General features: G+C 30.8%; 20 protein-coding genes and 1 other RNA gene. 10 read left to right on the top strand and 11 right to left on the bottom strand.

The annotated features are described in order from the left end of the window. Positions 1 to 173: 173 nt before the first annotated feature. The 3 genes from WNY78_RS10010 to WNY78_RS10000 all read left to right on the top strand — a co-directional run bounded on the left by WNY78_RS10010 (position 174) and on the right by WNY78_RS10000 (position 2,509). A complete protein-coding gene (locus tag WNY78_RS10010) occupies positions 174 to 671 on the top strand; it encodes a nicotinate-nucleotide adenylyltransferase (protein WP_342873059.1) in 498 nt (165 codons plus the stop codon). 156 nt (positions 672 to 827) lie between these two features. Then, complete coding sequence (locus WNY78_RS10005) at positions 828 to 1,403, top strand: outer membrane beta-barrel protein (RefSeq protein ID WP_342873058.1); 576 nt, start codon at positions 828 to 830, stop codon at positions 1,401 to 1,403. 125 nt (positions 1,404 to 1,528) lie between these two features. Continuing rightward, the gene (locus WNY78_RS10000; protein ID WP_342873057.1) at positions 1,529 to 2,509 is read left to right on the top strand and encodes a DUF6544 family protein; all 981 of its coding nucleotides are present in this window, start codon (positions 1,529 to 1,531) and stop codon (positions 2,507 to 2,509) included. On the opposite strand, the gene WNY78_RS09995 is transcribed toward WNY78_RS10000, so the two are convergent. Both WNY78_RS09995 and WNY78_RS09990 read right to left on the bottom strand, forming a co-directional pair. Then, on the bottom strand, positions 2,506 to 2,994 hold the full coding sequence (locus WNY78_RS09995) for a hypothetical protein (protein WP_342873056.1): 489 nt from the start codon (positions 2,992 to 2,994) through the stop codon (positions 2,506 to 2,508). The two genes, WNY78_RS10000 and WNY78_RS09995, sit on opposite strands and share 4 nt — an antisense overlap. A 135-nt stretch (positions 2,995 to 3,129) precedes the next feature. Then, positions 3,130 to 3,534 carry a CBS domain-containing protein gene (locus tag WNY78_RS09990; RefSeq protein ID WP_342873055.1) on the bottom strand — a complete coding sequence of 135 codons (405 nt, stop codon included), beginning with the start codon at positions 3,532 to 3,534 and terminating at the stop codon, positions 3,130 to 3,132. Positions 3,535 to 3,666: 132 nt separating this feature from the next. On the opposite strand from WNY78_RS09990, the gene WNY78_RS09985 reads away from it, so the two are divergent. Continuing rightward, the gene (locus WNY78_RS09985) at positions 3,667 to 4,041 is read left to right on the top strand and encodes a hypothetical protein (RefSeq protein WP_342873054.1); all 375 of its coding nucleotides are present in this window, start codon (positions 3,667 to 3,669) and stop codon (positions 4,039 to 4,041) included. Between the two features lies 1 nt (position 4,042). After that, positions 4,043 to 5,746 carry an AarF/ABC1/UbiB kinase family protein gene (locus WNY78_RS09980; protein ID WP_342873053.1) on the top strand — a complete coding sequence of 568 codons (1,704 nt, stop codon included), beginning with the start codon at positions 4,043 to 4,045 and terminating at the stop codon, positions 5,744 to 5,746. A 76-nt stretch (positions 5,747 to 5,822) separates the two neighbouring features. Here the strand turns inward: WNY78_RS09980 and WNY78_RS09975 are convergent, their stop codons facing one another. From WNY78_RS09975 to WNY78_RS09960, 4 genes are all read right to left on the bottom strand, one after another. Further along, positions 5,823 to 6,425, bottom strand: coding sequence for a hypothetical protein (locus tag WNY78_RS09975; protein WP_342873052.1), 603 nt, complete (start codon positions 6,423 to 6,425; stop codon positions 5,823 to 5,825). A gap of 153 nt (positions 6,426 to 6,578) precedes the next feature. Next, positions 6,579 to 7,568 carry an MlaD family protein gene (locus tag WNY78_RS09970; protein ID WP_342873051.1) on the bottom strand — a complete coding sequence of 330 codons (990 nt, stop codon included), beginning with the start codon at positions 7,566 to 7,568 and terminating at the stop codon, positions 6,579 to 6,581. After that, complete coding sequence (locus WNY78_RS09965; protein ID WP_342873050.1) at positions 7,565 to 8,335, bottom strand: ATP-binding cassette domain-containing protein; 771 nt, start codon at positions 8,333 to 8,335, stop codon at positions 7,565 to 7,567. The genes WNY78_RS09970 and WNY78_RS09965 overlap by 4 nt, the downstream gene beginning before the upstream one ends. Beyond that, positions 8,332 to 9,105 (bottom strand): ABC transporter permease, encoded by a 774-nt coding sequence (locus WNY78_RS09960; protein ID WP_342873049.1) that lies wholly within the window; start codon positions 9,103 to 9,105, stop codon positions 8,332 to 8,334. Before WNY78_RS09960 ends, WNY78_RS09965 begins: the two co-directional genes overlap by 4 nt. Positions 9,106 to 9,227: 122 nt before the next feature. On the opposite strand from WNY78_RS09960, the gene WNY78_RS09955 reads away from it, so the two are divergent. Further along, positions 9,228 to 9,497 carry a heavy-metal-associated domain-containing protein gene (locus WNY78_RS09955; protein ID WP_342873048.1) on the top strand — a complete coding sequence of 90 codons (270 nt, stop codon included), beginning with the start codon at positions 9,228 to 9,230 and terminating at the stop codon, positions 9,495 to 9,497. Positions 9,498 to 9,535: 38 nt separating this feature from the next. Further along, entirely contained in the window at positions 9,536 to 10,474 is a 939-nt protein-coding gene (locus tag WNY78_RS09950) for a L,D-transpeptidase (protein WP_342873047.1), read from the top strand. Positions 10,475 to 10,488: 14 nt separating this feature from the next. Here the strand turns inward: WNY78_RS09950 and WNY78_RS09945 are convergent, their stop codons facing one another. The 3 genes from WNY78_RS09945 to ssrA form a co-directional block, all read right to left on the bottom strand. Beyond that, positions 10,489 to 11,487 (bottom strand): 2-hydroxyacid dehydrogenase, encoded by a 999-nt coding sequence (locus WNY78_RS09945; protein ID WP_342873046.1) that lies wholly within the window; start codon positions 11,485 to 11,487, stop codon positions 10,489 to 10,491. A gap of 214 nt (positions 11,488 to 11,701) precedes the next feature. Beyond that, positions 11,702 to 12,793 (bottom strand): formylglycine-generating enzyme family protein, encoded by a 1,092-nt coding sequence (locus WNY78_RS09940; protein WP_342873045.1) that lies wholly within the window; start codon positions 12,791 to 12,793, stop codon positions 11,702 to 11,704. A gap of 371 nt (positions 12,794 to 13,164) precedes the next feature. Then, positions 13,165 to 13,560, bottom strand: a transfer-messenger RNA (tmRNA) gene (gene ssrA / locus WNY78_RS09935). Positions 13,561 to 13,797: 237 nt separating this feature from the next. On the opposite strand from ssrA, the gene WNY78_RS09930 reads away from it, so the two are divergent. The 3 genes from WNY78_RS09930 to WNY78_RS09920 all read left to right on the top strand — a co-directional run bounded on the left by WNY78_RS09930 (position 13,798) and on the right by WNY78_RS09920 (position 16,080). Further along, the gene (locus tag WNY78_RS09930) at positions 13,798 to 14,010 is read left to right on the top strand and encodes a DUF2945 domain-containing protein (protein ID WP_342873044.1); all 213 of its coding nucleotides are present in this window, start codon (positions 13,798 to 13,800) and stop codon (positions 14,008 to 14,010) included. A 102-nt stretch (positions 14,011 to 14,112) separates the two neighbouring features. Continuing rightward, positions 14,113 to 15,318: an NAD(P)-dependent oxidoreductase gene (locus WNY78_RS09925; RefSeq protein ID WP_342873043.1), complete on the top strand. Its 1,206-nt coding sequence runs from the start codon at positions 14,113 to 14,115 to the stop codon at positions 15,316 to 15,318. Positions 15,319 to 15,381: 63 nt separating this feature from the next. Continuing rightward, complete coding sequence (locus WNY78_RS09920) at positions 15,382 to 16,080, top strand: SDR family NAD(P)-dependent oxidoreductase (protein ID WP_342873042.1); 699 nt, start codon at positions 15,382 to 15,384, stop codon at positions 16,078 to 16,080. Between the two features lie 133 nt (positions 16,081 to 16,213). On the opposite strand, the gene WNY78_RS09915 is transcribed toward WNY78_RS09920, so the two are convergent. Both WNY78_RS09915 and WNY78_RS09910 read right to left on the bottom strand, forming a co-directional pair. Continuing rightward, the gene (locus WNY78_RS09915) at positions 16,214 to 16,711 is read right to left on the bottom strand and encodes a hypothetical protein (protein WP_342873041.1); all 498 of its coding nucleotides are present in this window, start codon (positions 16,709 to 16,711) and stop codon (positions 16,214 to 16,216) included. A 93-nt stretch (positions 16,712 to 16,804) separates the two neighbouring features. After that, entirely contained in the window at positions 16,805 to 17,512 is a 708-nt protein-coding gene (locus WNY78_RS09910) for a hypothetical protein (protein ID WP_342873040.1), read from the bottom strand. Between the last annotated feature and the right edge of the window lie 6 nt (positions 17,513 to 17,518).

Raw genomic sequence — 17,518 nt, 5'->3', positions numbered from 1 at the left:
TCGCTTTCTACATATCATTCTAGATAATTAACTATAGTAAATAATTATAATCTAAGTAATTATTGAAATGGCACAAATTAGATAGGGCTTCGAGCTCATTACTGATATTTATCATTTACTATTTGAGTGGATTTACATAACTTAATTCTACAATAACCGTTAAATATTTAAATATGAAAAAAATAATATTTGGTTTGTTTTTAATGGGATTAACCACCCAAGTGTATGCTCAAGATCCAATTCAACTTCCAGAAATTGTTCTCGTTCATAATTATAAATATTTGAGTAGCGCAGGAACTAGTGATGTAGCTATTCCTGTTGAAAAATTACAATTGAAAGTAAGTGATTTTAACGTAAAGGAATTAGATATTTATTCTGATGAATATGATCTATATGACGTTTATTTTATTATTCCCGAAGGAAAAATACTAGCGTCTTACGATAAGAATAATAATTTATTGAGAACAATCGAGAGGTATAAGGATATCAATATGCCTTCAGAAGTTTTGAATGCAGTGGCTAGAAGATTTCCAAAATGGTCAATAGCAAAGAATGTATACTTGGTAAATTATCACGAATCTGGTAAAATAAGAAAATTGTACAAACTTACTCTTGAGAATGGAAATCAACGCATTAAGGTTAAATTAAATGATAAAGGGGTTTTTCAATAAGAATAAATTTTATCAGTTAATAAAATCTTAGAACAAAAAACACTTTCAGCTTTTGGAAGTGTTTTTTTGTTTTTCTGTTTGTTAAATTATGATATATATCATGTTATCAGTGTTTTATATGAATTAATTTTATAAAGTAAACAAAAATTAATCATCATGAAACAGATTAAATTAATTGCGTTTTCAGTACTGCTATTAGTGATTGGAAACACACTTGAAGCACAAAATAAATGGTCTGCAGAGTTTAGACCAGGTATTAATTTCCCAAGCGAAGATTTAGGTGAATCAAACATAGAAACAGGTTTCGGCTTTGAAGTTACAGTAGGTTATCGATTTATGGCTCACTTACATGCCTATTTTGGTTGGGGTTACAACACTTTTTCTATAGAAGATTCTGATGTGGATTTTGATGAAACAGGCTATACTTTTGGCTTGCAATTTATTCATCCATTAGGAACTTCAGAAACATGGTCTTATTTAGTAAGAGCAGGTGCAATTTATAATCATTTAGAACTAGAAGATGGTAGTGGAGACCTTATTGACGATTCTGGTCATGGTATTGGTTGGCAACTTGAAGCTGGATTAGATTATGCAATTGGTGCCAATTGGAGCTTGCGTCCAAGTATAAGGTATCGCTCACTTTCAAGAGACTTAGGAGTCGCGGAAAATCAAACTTTTGGTGTGGATTTAAATTACTTATCTTTTGGATTTGGAGTCTCTAAATCTTTTTAATTTGAATTATGAGGTATGTGTTCGTCATAATATTGGGTATTCACGCATTAATTCATTTAATCGGTTTTGTTAGTGCATTTTTTTCAATAGAAATTAGTAATCAACTATTAGGGATTTCAAAACCTATGGGATTACTTTGGTTAATTACTTTTATATTATTCATTATAACTGCATCACAATTTCTAGATAATAAAAAGTGGTTTTATATAGCATTTATCACTGTTTTATTATCTCAAATTCTAATTATTATTACATGGAGAGATGCAAAGTATGGAACAATTGTAAACAGCATTATTTTATTGGTAAGTCTTTCTGCCTTCGGAAATCATCGATTTGAAGACATGGTAGAGCGTGAAAAAGAAAATTTATTAGTCAACAATAAAGATTTAAATACAAGACTTATTACTCAAGAGGATATTAATGAATTACCCGAAATTGTTCAACTATGGTTAAAAAAATCAGGTGTGCTTGGCGCAGAATCGATTTCATCGGTTAGATTAGAACAACAAGGATTGATGAGAATCAAACCTAATGGCAAATGGATGCCATTTGAAGCAACCCAATGCTTTAATACTCTTGATCCATCGTTTGTATGGTCAACAAAGGTTAATACAATGCCAATAATTGCTATGGTTGGTCGTGATAAATTGGTTAATGGAGAAGGCGAGATGCTTATTAAACTAGCAGGTCTAATACCTATTGTTAATGAAAGCGAAAATAATAAGATTAATTCAGGTGCGATGCTTCGATATTTAGCAGAAACTTGTTGGTTTCCTCAAGCTACAATTAATGATTATTTGAAATGGGAAGCTATTAATTCTACGTCTGCAAAAGCAACTTTAACTATAAATAAAGAAAGTGTTTCGGGTATATTTAAATTTAATATAGAAGGCGAATTATTATCATTTGAGGCAAATCGTTATTATGGTGGAGAAGAAAATTCAAAACTTGAAAAATGGCTGATTGAAACTCTTAGTTTTAAAGTGTTTGATGGTATTAAAATTCCGAAGAAAAGCAAAGTGACTTGGAAGTTGGAAGATGGAGATTTTAATTGGCTAACCCTTGAAATTATGGATATAAAATATAATGTTTTACATGTTTACTAATATCCTAATTTATTTTGCGTAGAGGGAACTTCCCACTTTATCATTTCTTTTAAAAAAGTATCAACCTTTTCTATAATGGACTTTTCAGTGATATCTGCAGGACTGCATACTTCTAATTCTATACTGCTGTTTTCAATAGGGATTTGTTCTACAAAAGGAAATAGTATAAAAGTATGTACATCTCCACTATACGATTGTGAAAACACTAATGCAGCACCTTGTATAAATTGATAAGTTGGTATTTGATTAGTGCAGTCTATGAGTTCTTTTGGAAAAGAATTAAATGTGATGTTTATAGCTTCATTGGTGCCAATCCAATTGAGTTCTTGTACTTTCCAGCCAATATCGTACTCTTTGCAAATATTATTTAATGTATTACTTATAAGCGTCTTGGTCTTAGTTTGCCAAATCGTTTTTTTATCTACTACAGTTTTAATAGATGCCTTGTAATCATTAATATGTTCTTCTAAATAATCAATTTTCATTGGTAATTATTTTTATCAATTTTAGTTATTAGTCAAATCATGAATTATTTTCATGGTTTTATGTACTCTAATATTAAAGATACATTGATTGTTAATGATTATTATGGCTTGAATTTTCTCTTAAAACAAAAATTATTATTGCTTGTCAAGAAAATATTTTATTAAATCTTCTGTAGAAACGATGCCAACAACTTTTTCATTTTCTACTATTGGGATTGCACGAAATTTACCTTTAGACAATTCTAAAGCAACTTTCTGAATAGTTGCACTTGGACTTAATGAAAAAGGATTAGTGGTCATAATGTCTTTTACCAAAAGGTCATTATAAATCGAGTTATTGTCATCAAGTCCAGCACCTTTTATTCTATACATAAAGTCAATTAAGCTAACAATGCCTAATAACTTATCATTTTTAGTAACGAGAATATGATGATGGAAATTTTCCTTTTCATAGATGTGTTTAACATCAATGATTTTTTGTTCAGGAGAAACACAAACGACATTTTTTGTCATTATTGATGATATAGGTGTAGATTTCATAAGTTGATTTTATAGTTATAAATACTTAAGCTAAAGTAAATTAAAGACTAATAAAAACTTATGATTAATATCATTTTTAAGCACATTTTTAAGCAATATATTTAGTTCAGTATTAAACTAAATAATTAGCATATGAAAACTAGAACTATGTTAGAGTTACTCACATTATCATCGGGTATATATCATTTTGCCAAAGAGGCACAACTTATGGATAAAATTAATGAGTTGTCAGATAAGAGTAAAGACGAAATTAATAAAGTCGCATCAGAATCTCAAATAGATGATAATGGAAATGAAATGGAATTTATTGATAAGATTGTTCTTAAAGTAAATCAAGTAAAAGAAGAACTTGAGGAAATAATTGAAGAGCAAGTTGTTAAGATTTACAAGAAAATGAATATTTCTCATATGGATGAAATTAGAGCTCTTAATGAAAAAGTTACAAAGGCTGATAAGGAAATTGCGTTATTAGAAGCACGTTTAAATCATTTAGAACTAAAAAAATAATATGGGAGTTTTTGGTCAAATTAGTGATAGTTATAATTCGGTTGCCAGATATAATCAAATTTTAAAAGTTTTGATCAAATATGGTTTTGATGACTTGGTCTTTTACATGAAGAGAGAAAAGCGATTTCAGTTTTTTCAAAAATTCATTCCTAAATCTTCAAAAAAACGCGCTTTGAAACACACAAAGTGGGTGAAAATGCGATTAGTTTGCGAGGAACTTGGGCCAACATTTGTGAAGTTTGGTCAAATAATGAGTAATCGTCCTGATTTGATTCCGTTTGATTTGGTTTTTGAATTAGAGAAATTACAAAATAACGTTCCGCCAATACCAGAAGAACAAGCTAAAGATATTGTAGAATTAGAGCTAAAAGATAAAGTAGAAAATTTATTTGCCTGGTTTGATCCTAAACCTTTTGCATCTGCTTCAATGGCACAAGTGCATAAGGTAACATTGCATAGTGGAGAGCGAATTGTTTTAAAAATTCAGCGTCCAAATATTCGCGAAATTATTTTTGAAGATATAAAAGTGATGTATAGCATTGCTGCTATATTAGAAAAACGAATTCCATCTTTAAAAAGCTTTGATCCTATTGGTTTGGTTAAAAACTTTGAAGAATCAATTTTAAAGGAGCTTGACTTTATTAACGAGTCTATAAATGTACAGCGATTTTACAATAACATAAATAATGATACTAGTAAAGATCAATTTGCTAGTTCACCCAAAGTCTATCAGGATTTTACAACAGATAAAATACTTGCATTAGAATTTATGTCTGGTATAAAAATAAATAATATTGAGGAGTTAGAGAAAGCTGGTTTTGATGTTAAAGAGGTTGGTAAGAGATTAGCTACTACTTATTTTAAGCAAATTTTTGATTATGGTTTCTTTCATGCAGATCCTCATCCAGGTAATTTATTGGTGATGCCAAATGGATCTATTTGTTATTTAGATTTTGGAATGATGGGTAGTATTCTACCTAGAGATATTGAGATTTTTGGTCAATTATTTATTTCTATTATAAAAAAAGACGTTCATAAAATAATTAAAGTATTGCAGAAATTATCAAGTAATTCTGCGATACCTAACATGAGAGATTTAGAATTTGACATTAACGAATTTGTGGAAAAAAACTACTTAAGAACGATTCATAAAAATGAAATGAGTACCATATTGCTTGAGCTAAAAGATATAATAGTAGCTCATGGTTTAAAAGTGCCAACTTATTTTTATCTTTTTGCTAGATCATTGGTGACTATTGAAGGTGTTATAGGAAAACTCAATCCAGATTTACAGCAGTTTGAAATGGTTCGCCCATATTTATTTAAAAGCGTGTCTAGAAATTATAATCCTTTAAAAATGGGAGAAAAAGTACTCAATTCTGTTTATGAGTTAAGTAATTATATGGAAGATTTTCCAGGTGATTTAAAAAATGCCATCCGTAAAATAAATAGTGGACAAGTAAAAGTAGATTTAACACATAAGGGCATTGATCCAATGGTGCATACATTGCAGAGAATAACAAAACAATTGGTTAGTGCTTTCATTGCAGTTGCACTAGTTATAGGTTCATCATTATTTATTATTAATGATGTAAAACCTGTATGGGGAAATACTTCTGTTTTTGGTATTATTGGTTTAATATTAGCTAGTATTCTTATTTTTGGTTTGCTAGCGAATATTAAAAAAGGAGATTATGATAATTAAAATAGATTTTATAAAAACTATTAACAAAAAAGCATCTCTTATTAGAGATGCTTTTTGATTATGTATCCTTTTTTAATCAAGGTTTATTTACAAACGCTTGTTTAAAATGCGTAAATGCTTCAGAGATTTCACTTTGAAAATGCTCCAATTTGGTTTTTTCCTTTTTTGAATACTTTGATTTCAACTCATTAATAAACTCTTTAAACTCTTGTTTGCCTTTTTCAAAAGATGATTTTGTATCTGTTTTACCTTCGTTAAATTTTTCTTCTAAAATTTCTAGACTAATTCTAAATTGTTCTATTTCAATCAAGACTAAAGCATACGCACGTTTAAATGTTTCGTTTGTTTTGATTTCTACTTCAAGTTCATGCATTGTTTTTAGCAATTGTTTTTTTTGAGCATTGAACTTTTCTAATGTTTCTGCCTTACCTAATGATAGTTGTACTCGGAGTTCGTCAAATTTAGTGTGAATAGCATCAATTTTTTCCTTCCCTGACTTAATTTTGGTTTTGTTATTGTGAATAAATAAGTTGAATTTCTTTTTAATTTCCTCATACTTATCTTGCGCCTCGGCTTTACCCAATGCTGCAGTTACTTGAAATTCCTCTAGTTCAATAGTTGTTTTTTTTAGAGCTTCTACAACCTTATCAATAAAATGAGTGTTTTGTGCTGTTTCCATAATAATTAAGATTTTTTTTATTCAATATAAATATCAACACAATTCTTCAAAATTTCTATGATATATATCAATAAGCAAAAGTTTTAAGCTTCTTTTTAAAATTTTGGTAATCTAAATTTTCTATGAAACGAGGTAGGTATAAAGATTTAAAGTTTAATTTTTCTTTTCAGCGTCTTTTTTCTCTTGTCTCTCTAATTTTCTAAAATATCCACGAGTTAAAAAATTATGCTTCAAAGCTTCCATGTTTTCATCAAATTTCTTCGTGCCTTCATTGATGTTGTTAAGCGTAGATTTTAAGCTATTTACAAGAGTCGTATCTCTTACAATATAATTATAAGTGCCTTCGCTAGAATTAAAATCATCAACGACAGAGTTAATATTCTTTAGGACACTTTCAATTTCAATACTTGATGCCTCTAGGTTGGTTACTAAATGTTTTAGTTTGTTGCCAGAGATAGAATCATTAAGTAGCATGCCCAGAACCGTATCATCATTAGTTTTAACAGAAGAGACAATGTCGTTTAATTCACCAATAGTACGTGAAGCTCCATAACTAGCGTTTTTTAGATTTATAATAGACTGTTTTAAATCATTTGCCATTATAGTATCATTGAGTAAAACACCAATCGTGCCTTTTCCTTTGGTAATGTTATTTGTGATTTTTAATAAATCGGAAGTCAATATCGCAGCATTTTCAGTACTTGTATTTAAGGTGTTTAAAATATCATCAGTTCCAATTTTACTGTAAGATTTGATGATATCTCCATTACTTATAACTTCGGAAATTCCTTTTCCCGGAACAATATTTACAATCATATTACCAACCAATCCATCGGAACCAATTGTTGCAATAGCATCTTTTTTAATATGGGTAATAATCTTTTCATCGATATTCATATCTATTTTAATGGTAGAATCATTGACCATAGTAATGTCTTTAACCGTACCAATATCAATACCTGCATAACGTACATTATTACCTTTTTGTAAGCCATTTATATTTTGAAAAAAAGCGCTGATTGTAAATGTTTTTTTAAACATATCTTGACGTTGCCCAATAAGATAAACCGCAGCTATAAAGAGAATAGTTCCTATGATAACAAAGAGTCCTAAGTTGAGTTTTTGTGAATTTGTTTGTTTCATAACGATTTATTTTTAAAGAATGCCTTTATTTTTGGGTCTTCATGAGTTGATAATTCAGCAAACGTACCAGTTGCATAATCGATACCATCAATAAGTAAAATCATACGGTCTGAAATAACTCGAGCACAATCTACATCATGTGTTATAATGAGTGATGAAGTTCCATATTTTTTCTGAATAACCTGCATGAGCATAATAATTTCTTTTGCTGTAATAGGATCTAAACCACTTGTAGGCTCATCATAAAGCATTATTTTCGGTTTTAAGATGAGTGCTCTTGCCAAGGCAACTCGTTTTTGCATACCACCAGATAATTCCGCAGGCATTAAATCGATAGCATCTTTTAACCCTACATTCTCTAAAGCTTCTATAACTATAGCTTCTCTATTGGTGTCATTCTCAAATTTTTTAGAATGTCTTCTTAGCGGAAATTCTAAATTCTCTCGTACTGTCATAGAATCATACAAAGCGCTACCTTGAAATAAAAAACCAATATCTGCACGTAAAATATCTAAAGCTTGTTGATCTAATTTTGTTATATCATTATGCATCACAGAGATAGAACCACTATCGGCTTCCATTAAGCCAACCAAACATTTTATCATTACAGATTTTCCAGAACCTGATTTACCCATAATCACCAAGTTTTCACTTTGATGAAGCTGTAAATTGAAACCGTTGAGTACATGGTTGTCTCCAAAGCTTTTGCGCAAATCTTTGATTTCTAGAACGATATCTTGTGCAGGTATTTGTTTGTTATTTGTCATAAATCAAAGAAAATATCAGTTACAAAAACAGCGATGAAATCAATTATAAATAATAATAAAGAGGTGAAAACTACAGCGGAATTTGCTGCTTTTCCAACACCAGCTGTACCTTTTTTGCAGTAATACCCTTTATAACAACCTACGAGTCCTATTGCTAAACCAAAAAAGAATGATTTAATAGTCGCTGGCATAATATCTCCAAACTCTAAAGAATTAAACACTTGATTAAAATACAATACAAATGATACATTTCCTTTTATATTTTCTACTAAAAATGAACCAAATAAAGCAACTGCATCACCAATTATAACTAATAATGGAAGTGTAAGTGTAACTGCTAGAACTCTAGTAACAACGAGAAATTTAAAAGGATTAGTACCAGAGACTTCCATGGCATCAATTTGTTCTGTAACTCGCATTGAACCAATTTCGGCACCTATACCAGACCCAATACGACCTGCACAAACTAATGCAGTTAAAATAGGTCCAATTTCTCTAACTATTGAAATACTTACCATAGATGGCATCCATGAAACAGCGCCAAATTCCATAAGAGTTGGGCGTGTTTGTAAAGTTAAAACTAAACCAATAATAAAACCAGTGATGGCTACCAATAATAAGGATTTGTTTCCCATACTGTAGCATTGGTTTAATAATTCTTTAAACTCAAATGGACGTTTAAATGTTTCCTTAAAAAAGCGACTAGTAAAATAGGATAAATCTCCTATTTCAATTAAAAACAAATCTAATTGAGCTTTAATTTTTCGCATACCTGATAACTTAATTAAAAAAGTCTTATCAAATGTATAATAATAGGGTTTTTAAAAAAATGATATATATCATTACATATTCAGGGTGTTACAGCTAACTTTATATACTAAAATAGTACGTTATGAGAACTAAAGTTCATATACAAAATCTTAAATGTGGTGGTTGTGAGAATACAATTATTAATAGACTTTCCGAAGTAAAAAATGTTAGTGATGTTGAAATTAATCAAGAAGAATCTACTGTAGCTTTTGATTATCATACAAGTCATGATTTTGAAGCAGCAAAACACTTATTATCTAGAATAGGTTATCCCATAGTTGGCAAAGAAAACAAACTAAAAACTAGAGCACAGTCTTATGTGAGTTGTGCTATAGGTAGGATTAAAAAATGATAGAATAATAATTAGAATAGAATTTAATCACAATTAATATGCAAAAAATAGGTTTAAGGATTTTTGTTGTAATCATTCTATTAGCGGTATTTAGTCTTTATAGTTTTAAAGATAATAAAGTGATAATATCTTCAAATCTAAAGAATACTCCAGTTTTAGCTCATATAGTATTACCAGATAGTATTGAAGTCACAAAGGATGTTACTATTGCAAACTATTTTGAGTATTTAGATTCTATCGTTTTTAAATATGATTCTTTAACATCCTATAAATTGACAGAACATCTTTTGGTGAGGAGAAATCCTTGGATTATAGATACCTTACAAAATACAGATTATTATAGAATGATGGCTAGAGATTCATTTGTTTATGATCAAAAAAAGTTGATTGCTTTAGCAAAGGGGAGTTTAATAGTAATTCCAGATTCAATACAAGCCAAAACATTATTTAGCGTATTTCAGAAAACAACGATTGATATTAATATTCCTGAATTTAAACTTCGTATTTATGAGGATACCATTCAACTTTATGAATTTCCAATAAGAGTAGGAAGGAATGAAAAAAAATATTTGAAGATGTCAGACAGAGTGCAGGACTTAAAAACAAAAATAGGTGAAGGTTATATAGTAAACTATGTGCGTGATGCGAGATACGCGAATCCTGTAAATAACCATGAGTATTTTGTAACCAATAGAGATGATAAAAAAGTAACTAAGTTACCTCGTATCCCTTTTATTGAAACTGAAATTAATGGGTTACGTTATGGTCAATTAATACATCCCACAACAAATCCAGAAACTTTGGGTAAAGCTTATTCTAATGGTTGTATTGGAACTAGGGAAGGAGATGCTTGGGTTATTTATTATCATGCCTCTATTAATACTAAAGTGAAAATTAGATACGATTTAAATGTAGTAAATGAAGAAGGTGATACCATTATTTTGAAAGATATTTATGGATATAATAAGAAAAACTAGTTTATAAATAGTCTTTAATTTATTTCTGTCAATTCGTTTTCCGTTTCCTTTTTTAAATCCCAACAATCCAGGTTGTATATAGTTGTCTCTGCAATATTTGAGAGTGCTTCTTCAGTTAGAAAAGCTTGATGGCCTGTTATAAGTACATTTGGCATTGCATTTAATTTCAATAAAAGATCATCATCTATTAAATGTTGAGAGTGATCTTTAAAAAAGACACCTTTTTCATTTTCATAGACATCAATACCCAAAGCTCCAATCTTACCTTTTTTTAGACCTTTAATAACATCTTCTGTGTTAATAACTGAGCCTCTTGCTGTATTAATAAGTATAACATCATCTTTCATTTCATAGATTAAATCTTCGTTAATCAATTGATAAGTTTCTGTATTTAAAGGGACGTGAAGAGAAATAATATCTGCTTTGTTGCATAAATCTACTAAAGTTGTATACTTCATATCATATGTATCAACCAAGTCGCTGTTTTCTTCAATATCATAGCCTAATAATTTACAACCAAAGCCATTCATTATTTTACTCATTACTGAGCCAATTTTCCCTGTACCAATGATACCTACAGTCTTTTTGTTTAGATCAAAACCAACGAGGTTATCTAAATTGAAATTATAATGACTCACTCGAAAATTAGATTCGATTAATTTTCTGTTAACAGCTAACAATAAAGCGACTGCGTGTTCAGCAATAGCATGAGGAGAATATGCTGGAACATTTGCTACTCTAATGTTTAACCTAGAGGCACTTCTTAAATTGACATTATCATGTCCAACGGATCGTAGTGTAATATATTTGACACCAAAATCTTTAAGTTTTTCAATAGTTATAAAATCGGCTTCATCTGCCGAAAACATTGATATAGCATCATAACCTACAGCTTTCATAGCTGTGTTAGAAGATAAGGCATCTTTAATATAATCAAGTTTGTGCTTTTTTTTGTTAGCCTCTTCTAAATACGGAATTTCAAAATCTTTGGCGCTGTAGACGAGTACTTTCATGTTGATTACTGATTATAGTTTCTATTTAAGTAAATCTATTGAAAAGGATTTGTTTTTTTTATGATATTGCTCATCTATAGTGTCAAAAGAATTCTCTTTTGATAGATTAAGAGTTCTAATAAATTGCTAAGCTATATATTTAGTACTAATAGTATTATATAAAAAAAAAGGGAACATTTATTTTTCCTTTTTTAGTTATTAATATGAATGCTTTTTATTCTTTAGAAGTTAACATGTCTGGTGTAGCAACCGTTCTAAAACCCATATGGTCAGACCCTGAATCTACCGATACACCCATTTTTGCTGAAATTCTAAAACTAGCACAGTAAGAAGCATGACATAAAAATGAACCACCTTTCATGACGTGTTCTACTTGATATGGATTATTAGGATTGAAATGTGTATCAGCGCCTTTAGGGTTTACAATAAGATTAGATGTGTCTAATTCACTATAATATTTTACACTGAAAAAATCACTCGTAATTTCCCATACATTTCCAGCCATATCGTATAATCCTATACTGTTTGGAGGATACGATTTAACCGGAGAAATAAATTCAAATCCGTCTTGAGACTCATTATTTGTAGGAAAGACACCTTGCCAAGTGTTGGCATTCGCATCTAATTTTGTTGTATCATTTCCCCAAGTAAAGATGGTGTTTGTGTTATTACCTTGGGCAGCAGATTCCCATTCCGCTTCGGTAGGTAAACGTTTATTAGCCCATTTGCAATACTCTAAAGCATCTTGGTAAGCAACATGAACTACAGGGTACTCATCTTTACCTTCTATTGAAGATTCTGGACCATCAGGATGTCTCCAATTAGCTCCAGTTTTCCATGTCCACCATTGACCATAGTTTTCCATATTTACAACAGTGTTTACATCTTTATTAAAAATTAAACTACCAGGTTGTAAAATAGAATCATGTGGTTTTGGTGTGTTTGGAGGTAATTCTTTTTTCATTTCCACCCAATCAATCTGGCCTTCAGCAATGGTCATATAGTTTGTAGCATCGACAAATGCTTTAAATTGCTTATTTGTAACTTCAGTAATATCCATATAAAAGCCATCAACAGTTACCCAATGTGCTGGTTTTTCTCTTGGCATAGCATAATTGTCAGATTGTTTAGCACCTTGCAAAAAAGTTTTTTTCTCAACCCAAACCATACCTTCAGGAGATTTAATTTTTAAAATTGGTTTAGCTTCGGGTTCAGACGATTTTTTCTCTTCTTCGTTTTTACAGGTTGAAACTAATGAGAAAAGTAATAAAACGAGAGCCAAATAAGCGAATTGTTTTTTTTGCAAACTATTTTAATTTTAAATATAATTATTCAGAATCTTTTTCTTGTTATAATAATGGATTAATTGAAAAGTAGCTCGTCAAATATTTATAATATTTATTTTTTTTATTGAAACTTAATGATGAGTAAAGGCTAAGTGGAATGCTCTAAGATAAAAAAAATATTTTTTTAAAATATAAAGATTTTTATGCATAAAGCTGTTTTTAAGCTATGCTCAATTGTAAGTCGGAGAGATTAACTTCGTTGTTCTCTAGTGCATCCAAAGTTGCAAATACAACTGTTTGAATCTACGATTCAAGTACCTAAAAACAACAAAATCCGTTCAAGCAAGCTTGACGGATTTATTTTTTCTCATTCACAGTACAGTTGTGAGTGTTGTGGAGTCGGAGAGAATCGAACTCTCGTCCAAACAAGCTATTAAAGAGCCTTCTACACGTTTAGTCTTTCATTAGGTTTTCGATTATAAGCTGGCAAAAGACAACCCACTTATAACTTATCTTCTTAATCTCGAAAGTGCGTCAAAGCGCCACACGATCTAAGTTAATATTTTCGATGCCTCTAATAAGAACGCCATTAACCAAGGCTTTCTGGAGACATTTAGCACTCCTACCTAGTAGGACGAGGCTTAATCTTACTGTGATTCAGATTATGCAGCTAAAGCGTAGTTATTCTCGCCGATTAAAAAGTTGACCTAGCCTTTTACGTGTTTCAATGTCATTACACGACGTGCTTACCATTCAATGAGTCTCGCTGTCAAAACCAGTCGACCCCATTTTAGTAATTATTTTGGCGTTCCCTTTCAGGTCAGGCTTTCGGTAGTCGCTCTCTGCGAGGAGCTCCAACAATACCTCAATCCTTAACGCACTCACCCAATGAACTGTAATAACAGTAAAAAGGTGTGCGAAATTACTAAAAATAGTAATGCAAATGCCATACCAAACCCGTTTTATAAAACTATTAAGAAAAATTGTCAGTTCTAATTCTTAATTTTAAGTAAAACTCAATAGAATGATCAAAAAAGGAACACAAGTTAAATGGAAATGGGGAAACGGAACAGCCTCAGGAAAAGTCCAAGACAGCTACACTCAAAAAGTTACTAAAACCATAAAAGGAACTCAAGTTACTAGAAGCGGAGAAGAAGGTAACAAAGCATTATATATTCAGCAAGAAGATGGAGATTATGTCTTAAAATCTGAAAGTGAAGTAGAACGTATAGATTAATCTCTTAATGCTATAATTGACTTGCTAAAACGGTAAAATCAGCTTATTTTCGTGGTCTATAAACTACGTTTCCCATTTTCGTGGGAATGAAAATAAATTTTCATGAAATTCGCTATAATCAAAGAACGTAAAAACCCACCAGATAGACGTGTGGTTTTCTCACCCGAAAAATTAAAAGAAGCACAATTACAATTTCCAGAAGCGCAATTTGTGGTTGAGTCTTCAGATATTCGCGTGTTTTCAGATGAGGCTTATAGAAAAGCAGGATTTACGGTTACAGATGATGTGTCAGACTGTGATGTGATGATTGGAGTTAAAGAAGTTCCGTTAGAGGCACTCCTTCCGAATAAAAAATATTTTTACTTCTCACATACCATAAAGAAACAACCTTATAATAGAAAGCTATTGGTAGATATGCTCAATAAACATATTGAGATGTACGATCATGAAACTATCGTTAAACAAAGTGGAGCAAGACTCATAGGTTTTGGTCGTTATGCTGGCTTAGTTGGAGCTTATAACGGTTTTAGAGCTCTAGGATTAAGAGACGGATTATTCAAACTCCCTAAAGTAGAAACGCTTGCAGATTTAGATGCCGTCAAAGCTGAGCTAAATAAAATCAAATTACCAAACATAAAAATATTACTCACTGGTACTGGGAAAGTTGCATTTGGAGCAAAAGAAATTCTAGACCATTTAAATATTAAAGAAGTTAGTGATGCATTATACTTAACATCTCAATTCACTGAGCCTGTTTATGTGATGGCTGATGTTATGGAATATGCCAAACGTAAAGATGGTAAAGTAGGAGATAAGTGGGAATTCTATAAAGATCCAACAGGTTACGAAAGCAACTTTATGCCTTACGCTAAAGAAACAGATTATTTTATTGCAGGACATTTCTATGGTAATAATGCACCTTATTTATTCACAAGAGAAGATGCTAAACATCCCGATTTTAGAATCAATTTAGTAGCAGATATTTCATGTGATATTGATGGTCCTGTGGCTAGTACAATAAAACCATCAACAATTGCAGATCCTTTTTATGGATATGATCCTCAAACCGAAAAAGAAGTTGCTTTTGATGCAAAAGGAGCAATTACAGTAATGGCTGTTGATAATTTACCTTGTGAATTACCAAAAGATGCGAGTGTAGGTTTTGGAGACATGTTTTTAGAGCATGTGATTCCTGCCTTTTTTAATGATGATGCTCGCGGAATATTAAAACGTGCTAAAATCACTACTTCAGATGGTCAATTAACTGAACGTTTTAAATACCTTCAGGATTATGTAGATGGAGAATAACATAAAAACCGCTTTAGTAACAGGAGAGCTGCCTCTGGATTAGGATTTGAGTTAGCGCTTTTGTTGGCTAGGGATGGTTATCATCTTATTTTAATTGACATCGATTCAAAAAAATTAGAAGAAGCAAAAACCAATATCCTACACATACATCATATCAAAATTGCCTTGTTGGTAAAAGATTTGAGTCTTGTGAATATTGCCCAAGAGATTTATGATGAGATTAATAATACTGAAATAGACATTATCATAAATAATGCTGGTTTTGGTATGTTTGGTACATTTTACGAAACAGATTGGGAGCGCGATTTGGAAATGTTGCATTTACATATCTTAACAACTACACATTTAATAAAACTAATTTTACCTGATATGGTAGAACGCAATGCTGGTAAAATATTAACAATATCCTCATTAGCAGCTTTTCAACCAGGTCCTATGATGGCCTTGTATTATGCTTCTAAGGCTTACCTTTTATCTTTTTCACAAGCCATTTCAAACGAATTAAAAGGTACAGGAGTTAGCGTTACTGTATTATGTCCTGGCCCAACAAAAACAGCATTTCAAGATGTGGTTTCAGAAGGCTGTAATGATAATAAGATTGGTTTTAATATGGCTTGTCCAAAAGCCGTTGCTGCTCATGGATATAAAGCAATGCATAAAGGTAAAGTTGTTGCAATACCTGGTGTTTTTAATAAGTTTCTTTCCATTTTGCCAAGAATGCTGACTAGGAATAGGACGACAAAAATTGTAAGGAGGATATAGGATAAAAATAGAGCGTCTTAAATAGAATGTAAAATATTGACTAAATTTGAGTAAAGCACATTTCCGAAGAAAAAAGAAAACATAAAAAAAGGCTTCCTATTTAGGAAGCCTTTTTTCTTTTAATGTCAAAATCTTAGTCTTCACCAAAAGTAATTAATTGTCCAGACCATTGACCTGTAATAACTGTATCATCAGTTGCAACAAGATTAAATGTCATTGATGTTGTGTCTCCACTAATAGCAATAACTACAGTGCCTTCTTGTACATTGTAGTCTGAGTCCTCATTAGTGTAAACTTCAAGATCAACATATGTAAATTCTGCTCTTGAATCAGAATACGTATACGTACCAGCAACAAGGCCATCTGCAGAGTTTGTGTTTAAGTCAAAATAAATATTAATTCCATTTTCTGTTGCAGATGTTAGTGTTACATCCCAATCAAAACTTCCATCTCCATTTTCTCCATAAGAAACTAAGCTACCTGTAGTACTTAAACTAGAAATAGTTCCTGCTATAGATACTTCATTAGATAAATTGTTTCCAGGATCATTACTGTCATCATCACTGTCACAAGATTGTAATGTTGATAATGATACTGCTAGAAATAAAATTGAGTAAATTAATTTTTTCATTGTTTTGGGTTTTAAAATTGTAGGTAAATATATACATTTTTAGTTAAAATCAAAATGACGTTTTTTTAAATTAAAATGGTTTTTATATTGTGACTAAATAGGATCATATTCAATAACCTTAGAATTAGGTACACTTAAGTCTAAATAGAAATAATGCATTTTGTCTTTTTTGTCAAATTCTCCATTACCATCTATGTCTTCTATGGTTTTAAAATAGAGTTTGTTAGCCTCTAAAATTGTTTTCCATGTTACTAAATCTTGACCGTTAGGTGATAGCTTTCTAAATCCTGTTCCGTTTAAACTACTAATGTATAGAGTCTCTAAATCATTATAATCGAGATCTCCATCTGCATTTGTGTCTTTATCTGTGAGGTTATATACAAAATAACCGTTTTCTGTTTTTTTATAAAGGTCACGAAGAAAATTCATGGAGTGAATTTTGAGTATGTTTTTAGTTAACGATTTTAATTCGTTAGAGTCTATATGTTGAAATTTTACATTTGAAATACTTCCACTAATCCTATTTTTACTAAAATTAGTAAATGAAATATTGTCTGATGTATAACTACCACTAGATCCTATATATTCAGATCTACTTTTATGAGTTGTATAATTCCCAATGGGATGAATCATATATGTAGTGCTATCTATAACAAAGGGTAGATCTGCGATAGCTACAGTTTTGCTTTCTTTTTTTACTTCGGAAACATCTTTAGTGTCATTTACTACTTTTCTATTGTCACGTTTTGTACATGCAATAAATGAAATTATAATAACGAGAAATATAATATAGTTTTTCATGAGTTT

This window comes from Psychroserpens sp. AS72 (assembly GCF_038900375.1).
Lineage (GTDB): Bacteria > Bacteroidota > Bacteroidia > Flavobacteriales > Flavobacteriaceae > Psychroserpens.
Note: the sequence above shows the minus strand (reverse complement) of the source record. Positions and strands in the feature narration are given on the sequence as shown.

Bases quoted from the DNA above. Each gene is read 5' to 3' on its own strand.
- WNY78_RS09975 (WP_342873052.1), bottom strand. From the start codon at position 6,425: ATGGAAACAGCACAAAACACTCATTTTATTGATAAGGTTGTAGAAGCT.
- WNY78_RS09910 (WP_342873040.1), bottom strand. From the start codon at position 17,512: ATGAAAAACTATATTATATTTCTCGTTATTATAATTTCATTTATTGCA.
- WNY78_RS09990 (WP_342873055.1), bottom strand. From the start codon at position 3,534: ATGAAATCTACACCTATATCATCAATAATGACAAAAAATGTCGTTTGT.
- WNY78_RS09980 (WP_342873053.1), top strand. From the start codon at position 4,043: ATGGGAGTTTTTGGTCAAATTAGTGATAGTTATAATTCGGTTGCCAGA.
- WNY78_RS09945 (WP_342873046.1), bottom strand. From the start codon at position 11,487: ATGAAAGTACTCGTCTACAGCGCCAAAGATTTTGAAATTCCGTATTTA.
- WNY78_RS09915 (WP_342873041.1), bottom strand. From the start codon at position 16,711: ATGAAAAAATTAATTTACTCAATTTTATTTCTAGCAGTATCATTATCA.
- WNY78_RS10010 (WP_342873059.1), top strand. From the start codon at position 174: ATGAAAAAAATAATATTTGGTTTGTTTTTAATGGGATTAACCACCCAA.
- WNY78_RS10000 (WP_342873057.1), top strand. From the start codon at position 1,529: ATGGGATTACTTTGGTTAATTACTTTTATATTATTCATTATAACTGCA.
- WNY78_RS09955 (WP_342873048.1), top strand. From the start codon at position 9,228: ATGAGAACTAAAGTTCATATACAAAATCTTAAATGTGGTGGTTGTGAG.
- WNY78_RS09995 (WP_342873056.1), bottom strand. From the start codon at position 2,994: ATGAAAATTGATTATTTAGAAGAACATATTAATGATTACAAGGCATCT.
- WNY78_RS09970 (WP_342873051.1), bottom strand. From the start codon at position 7,568: ATGAAACAAACAAATTCACAAAAACTCAACTTAGGACTCTTTGTTATC.
- WNY78_RS09930 (WP_342873044.1), top strand. From the start codon at position 13,798: ATGATCAAAAAAGGAACACAAGTTAAATGGAAATGGGGAAACGGAACA.
- WNY78_RS09960 (WP_342873049.1), bottom strand. From the start codon at position 9,105: ATGCGAAAAATTAAAGCTCAATTAGATTTGTTTTTAATTGAAATAGGA.
- WNY78_RS10005 (WP_342873058.1), top strand. From the start codon at position 828: ATGAAACAGATTAAATTAATTGCGTTTTCAGTACTGCTATTAGTGATT.
- WNY78_RS09950 (WP_342873047.1), top strand. From the start codon at position 9,536: ATGCAAAAAATAGGTTTAAGGATTTTTGTTGTAATCATTCTATTAGCG.
- WNY78_RS09965 (WP_342873050.1), bottom strand. From the start codon at position 8,335: ATGACAAATAACAAACAAATACCTGCACAAGATATCGTTCTAGAAATC.
- WNY78_RS09985 (WP_342873054.1), top strand. From the start codon at position 3,667: ATGAAAACTAGAACTATGTTAGAGTTACTCACATTATCATCGGGTATA.
- WNY78_RS09925 (WP_342873043.1), top strand. From the start codon at position 14,113: ATGAAATTCGCTATAATCAAAGAACGTAAAAACCCACCAGATAGACGT.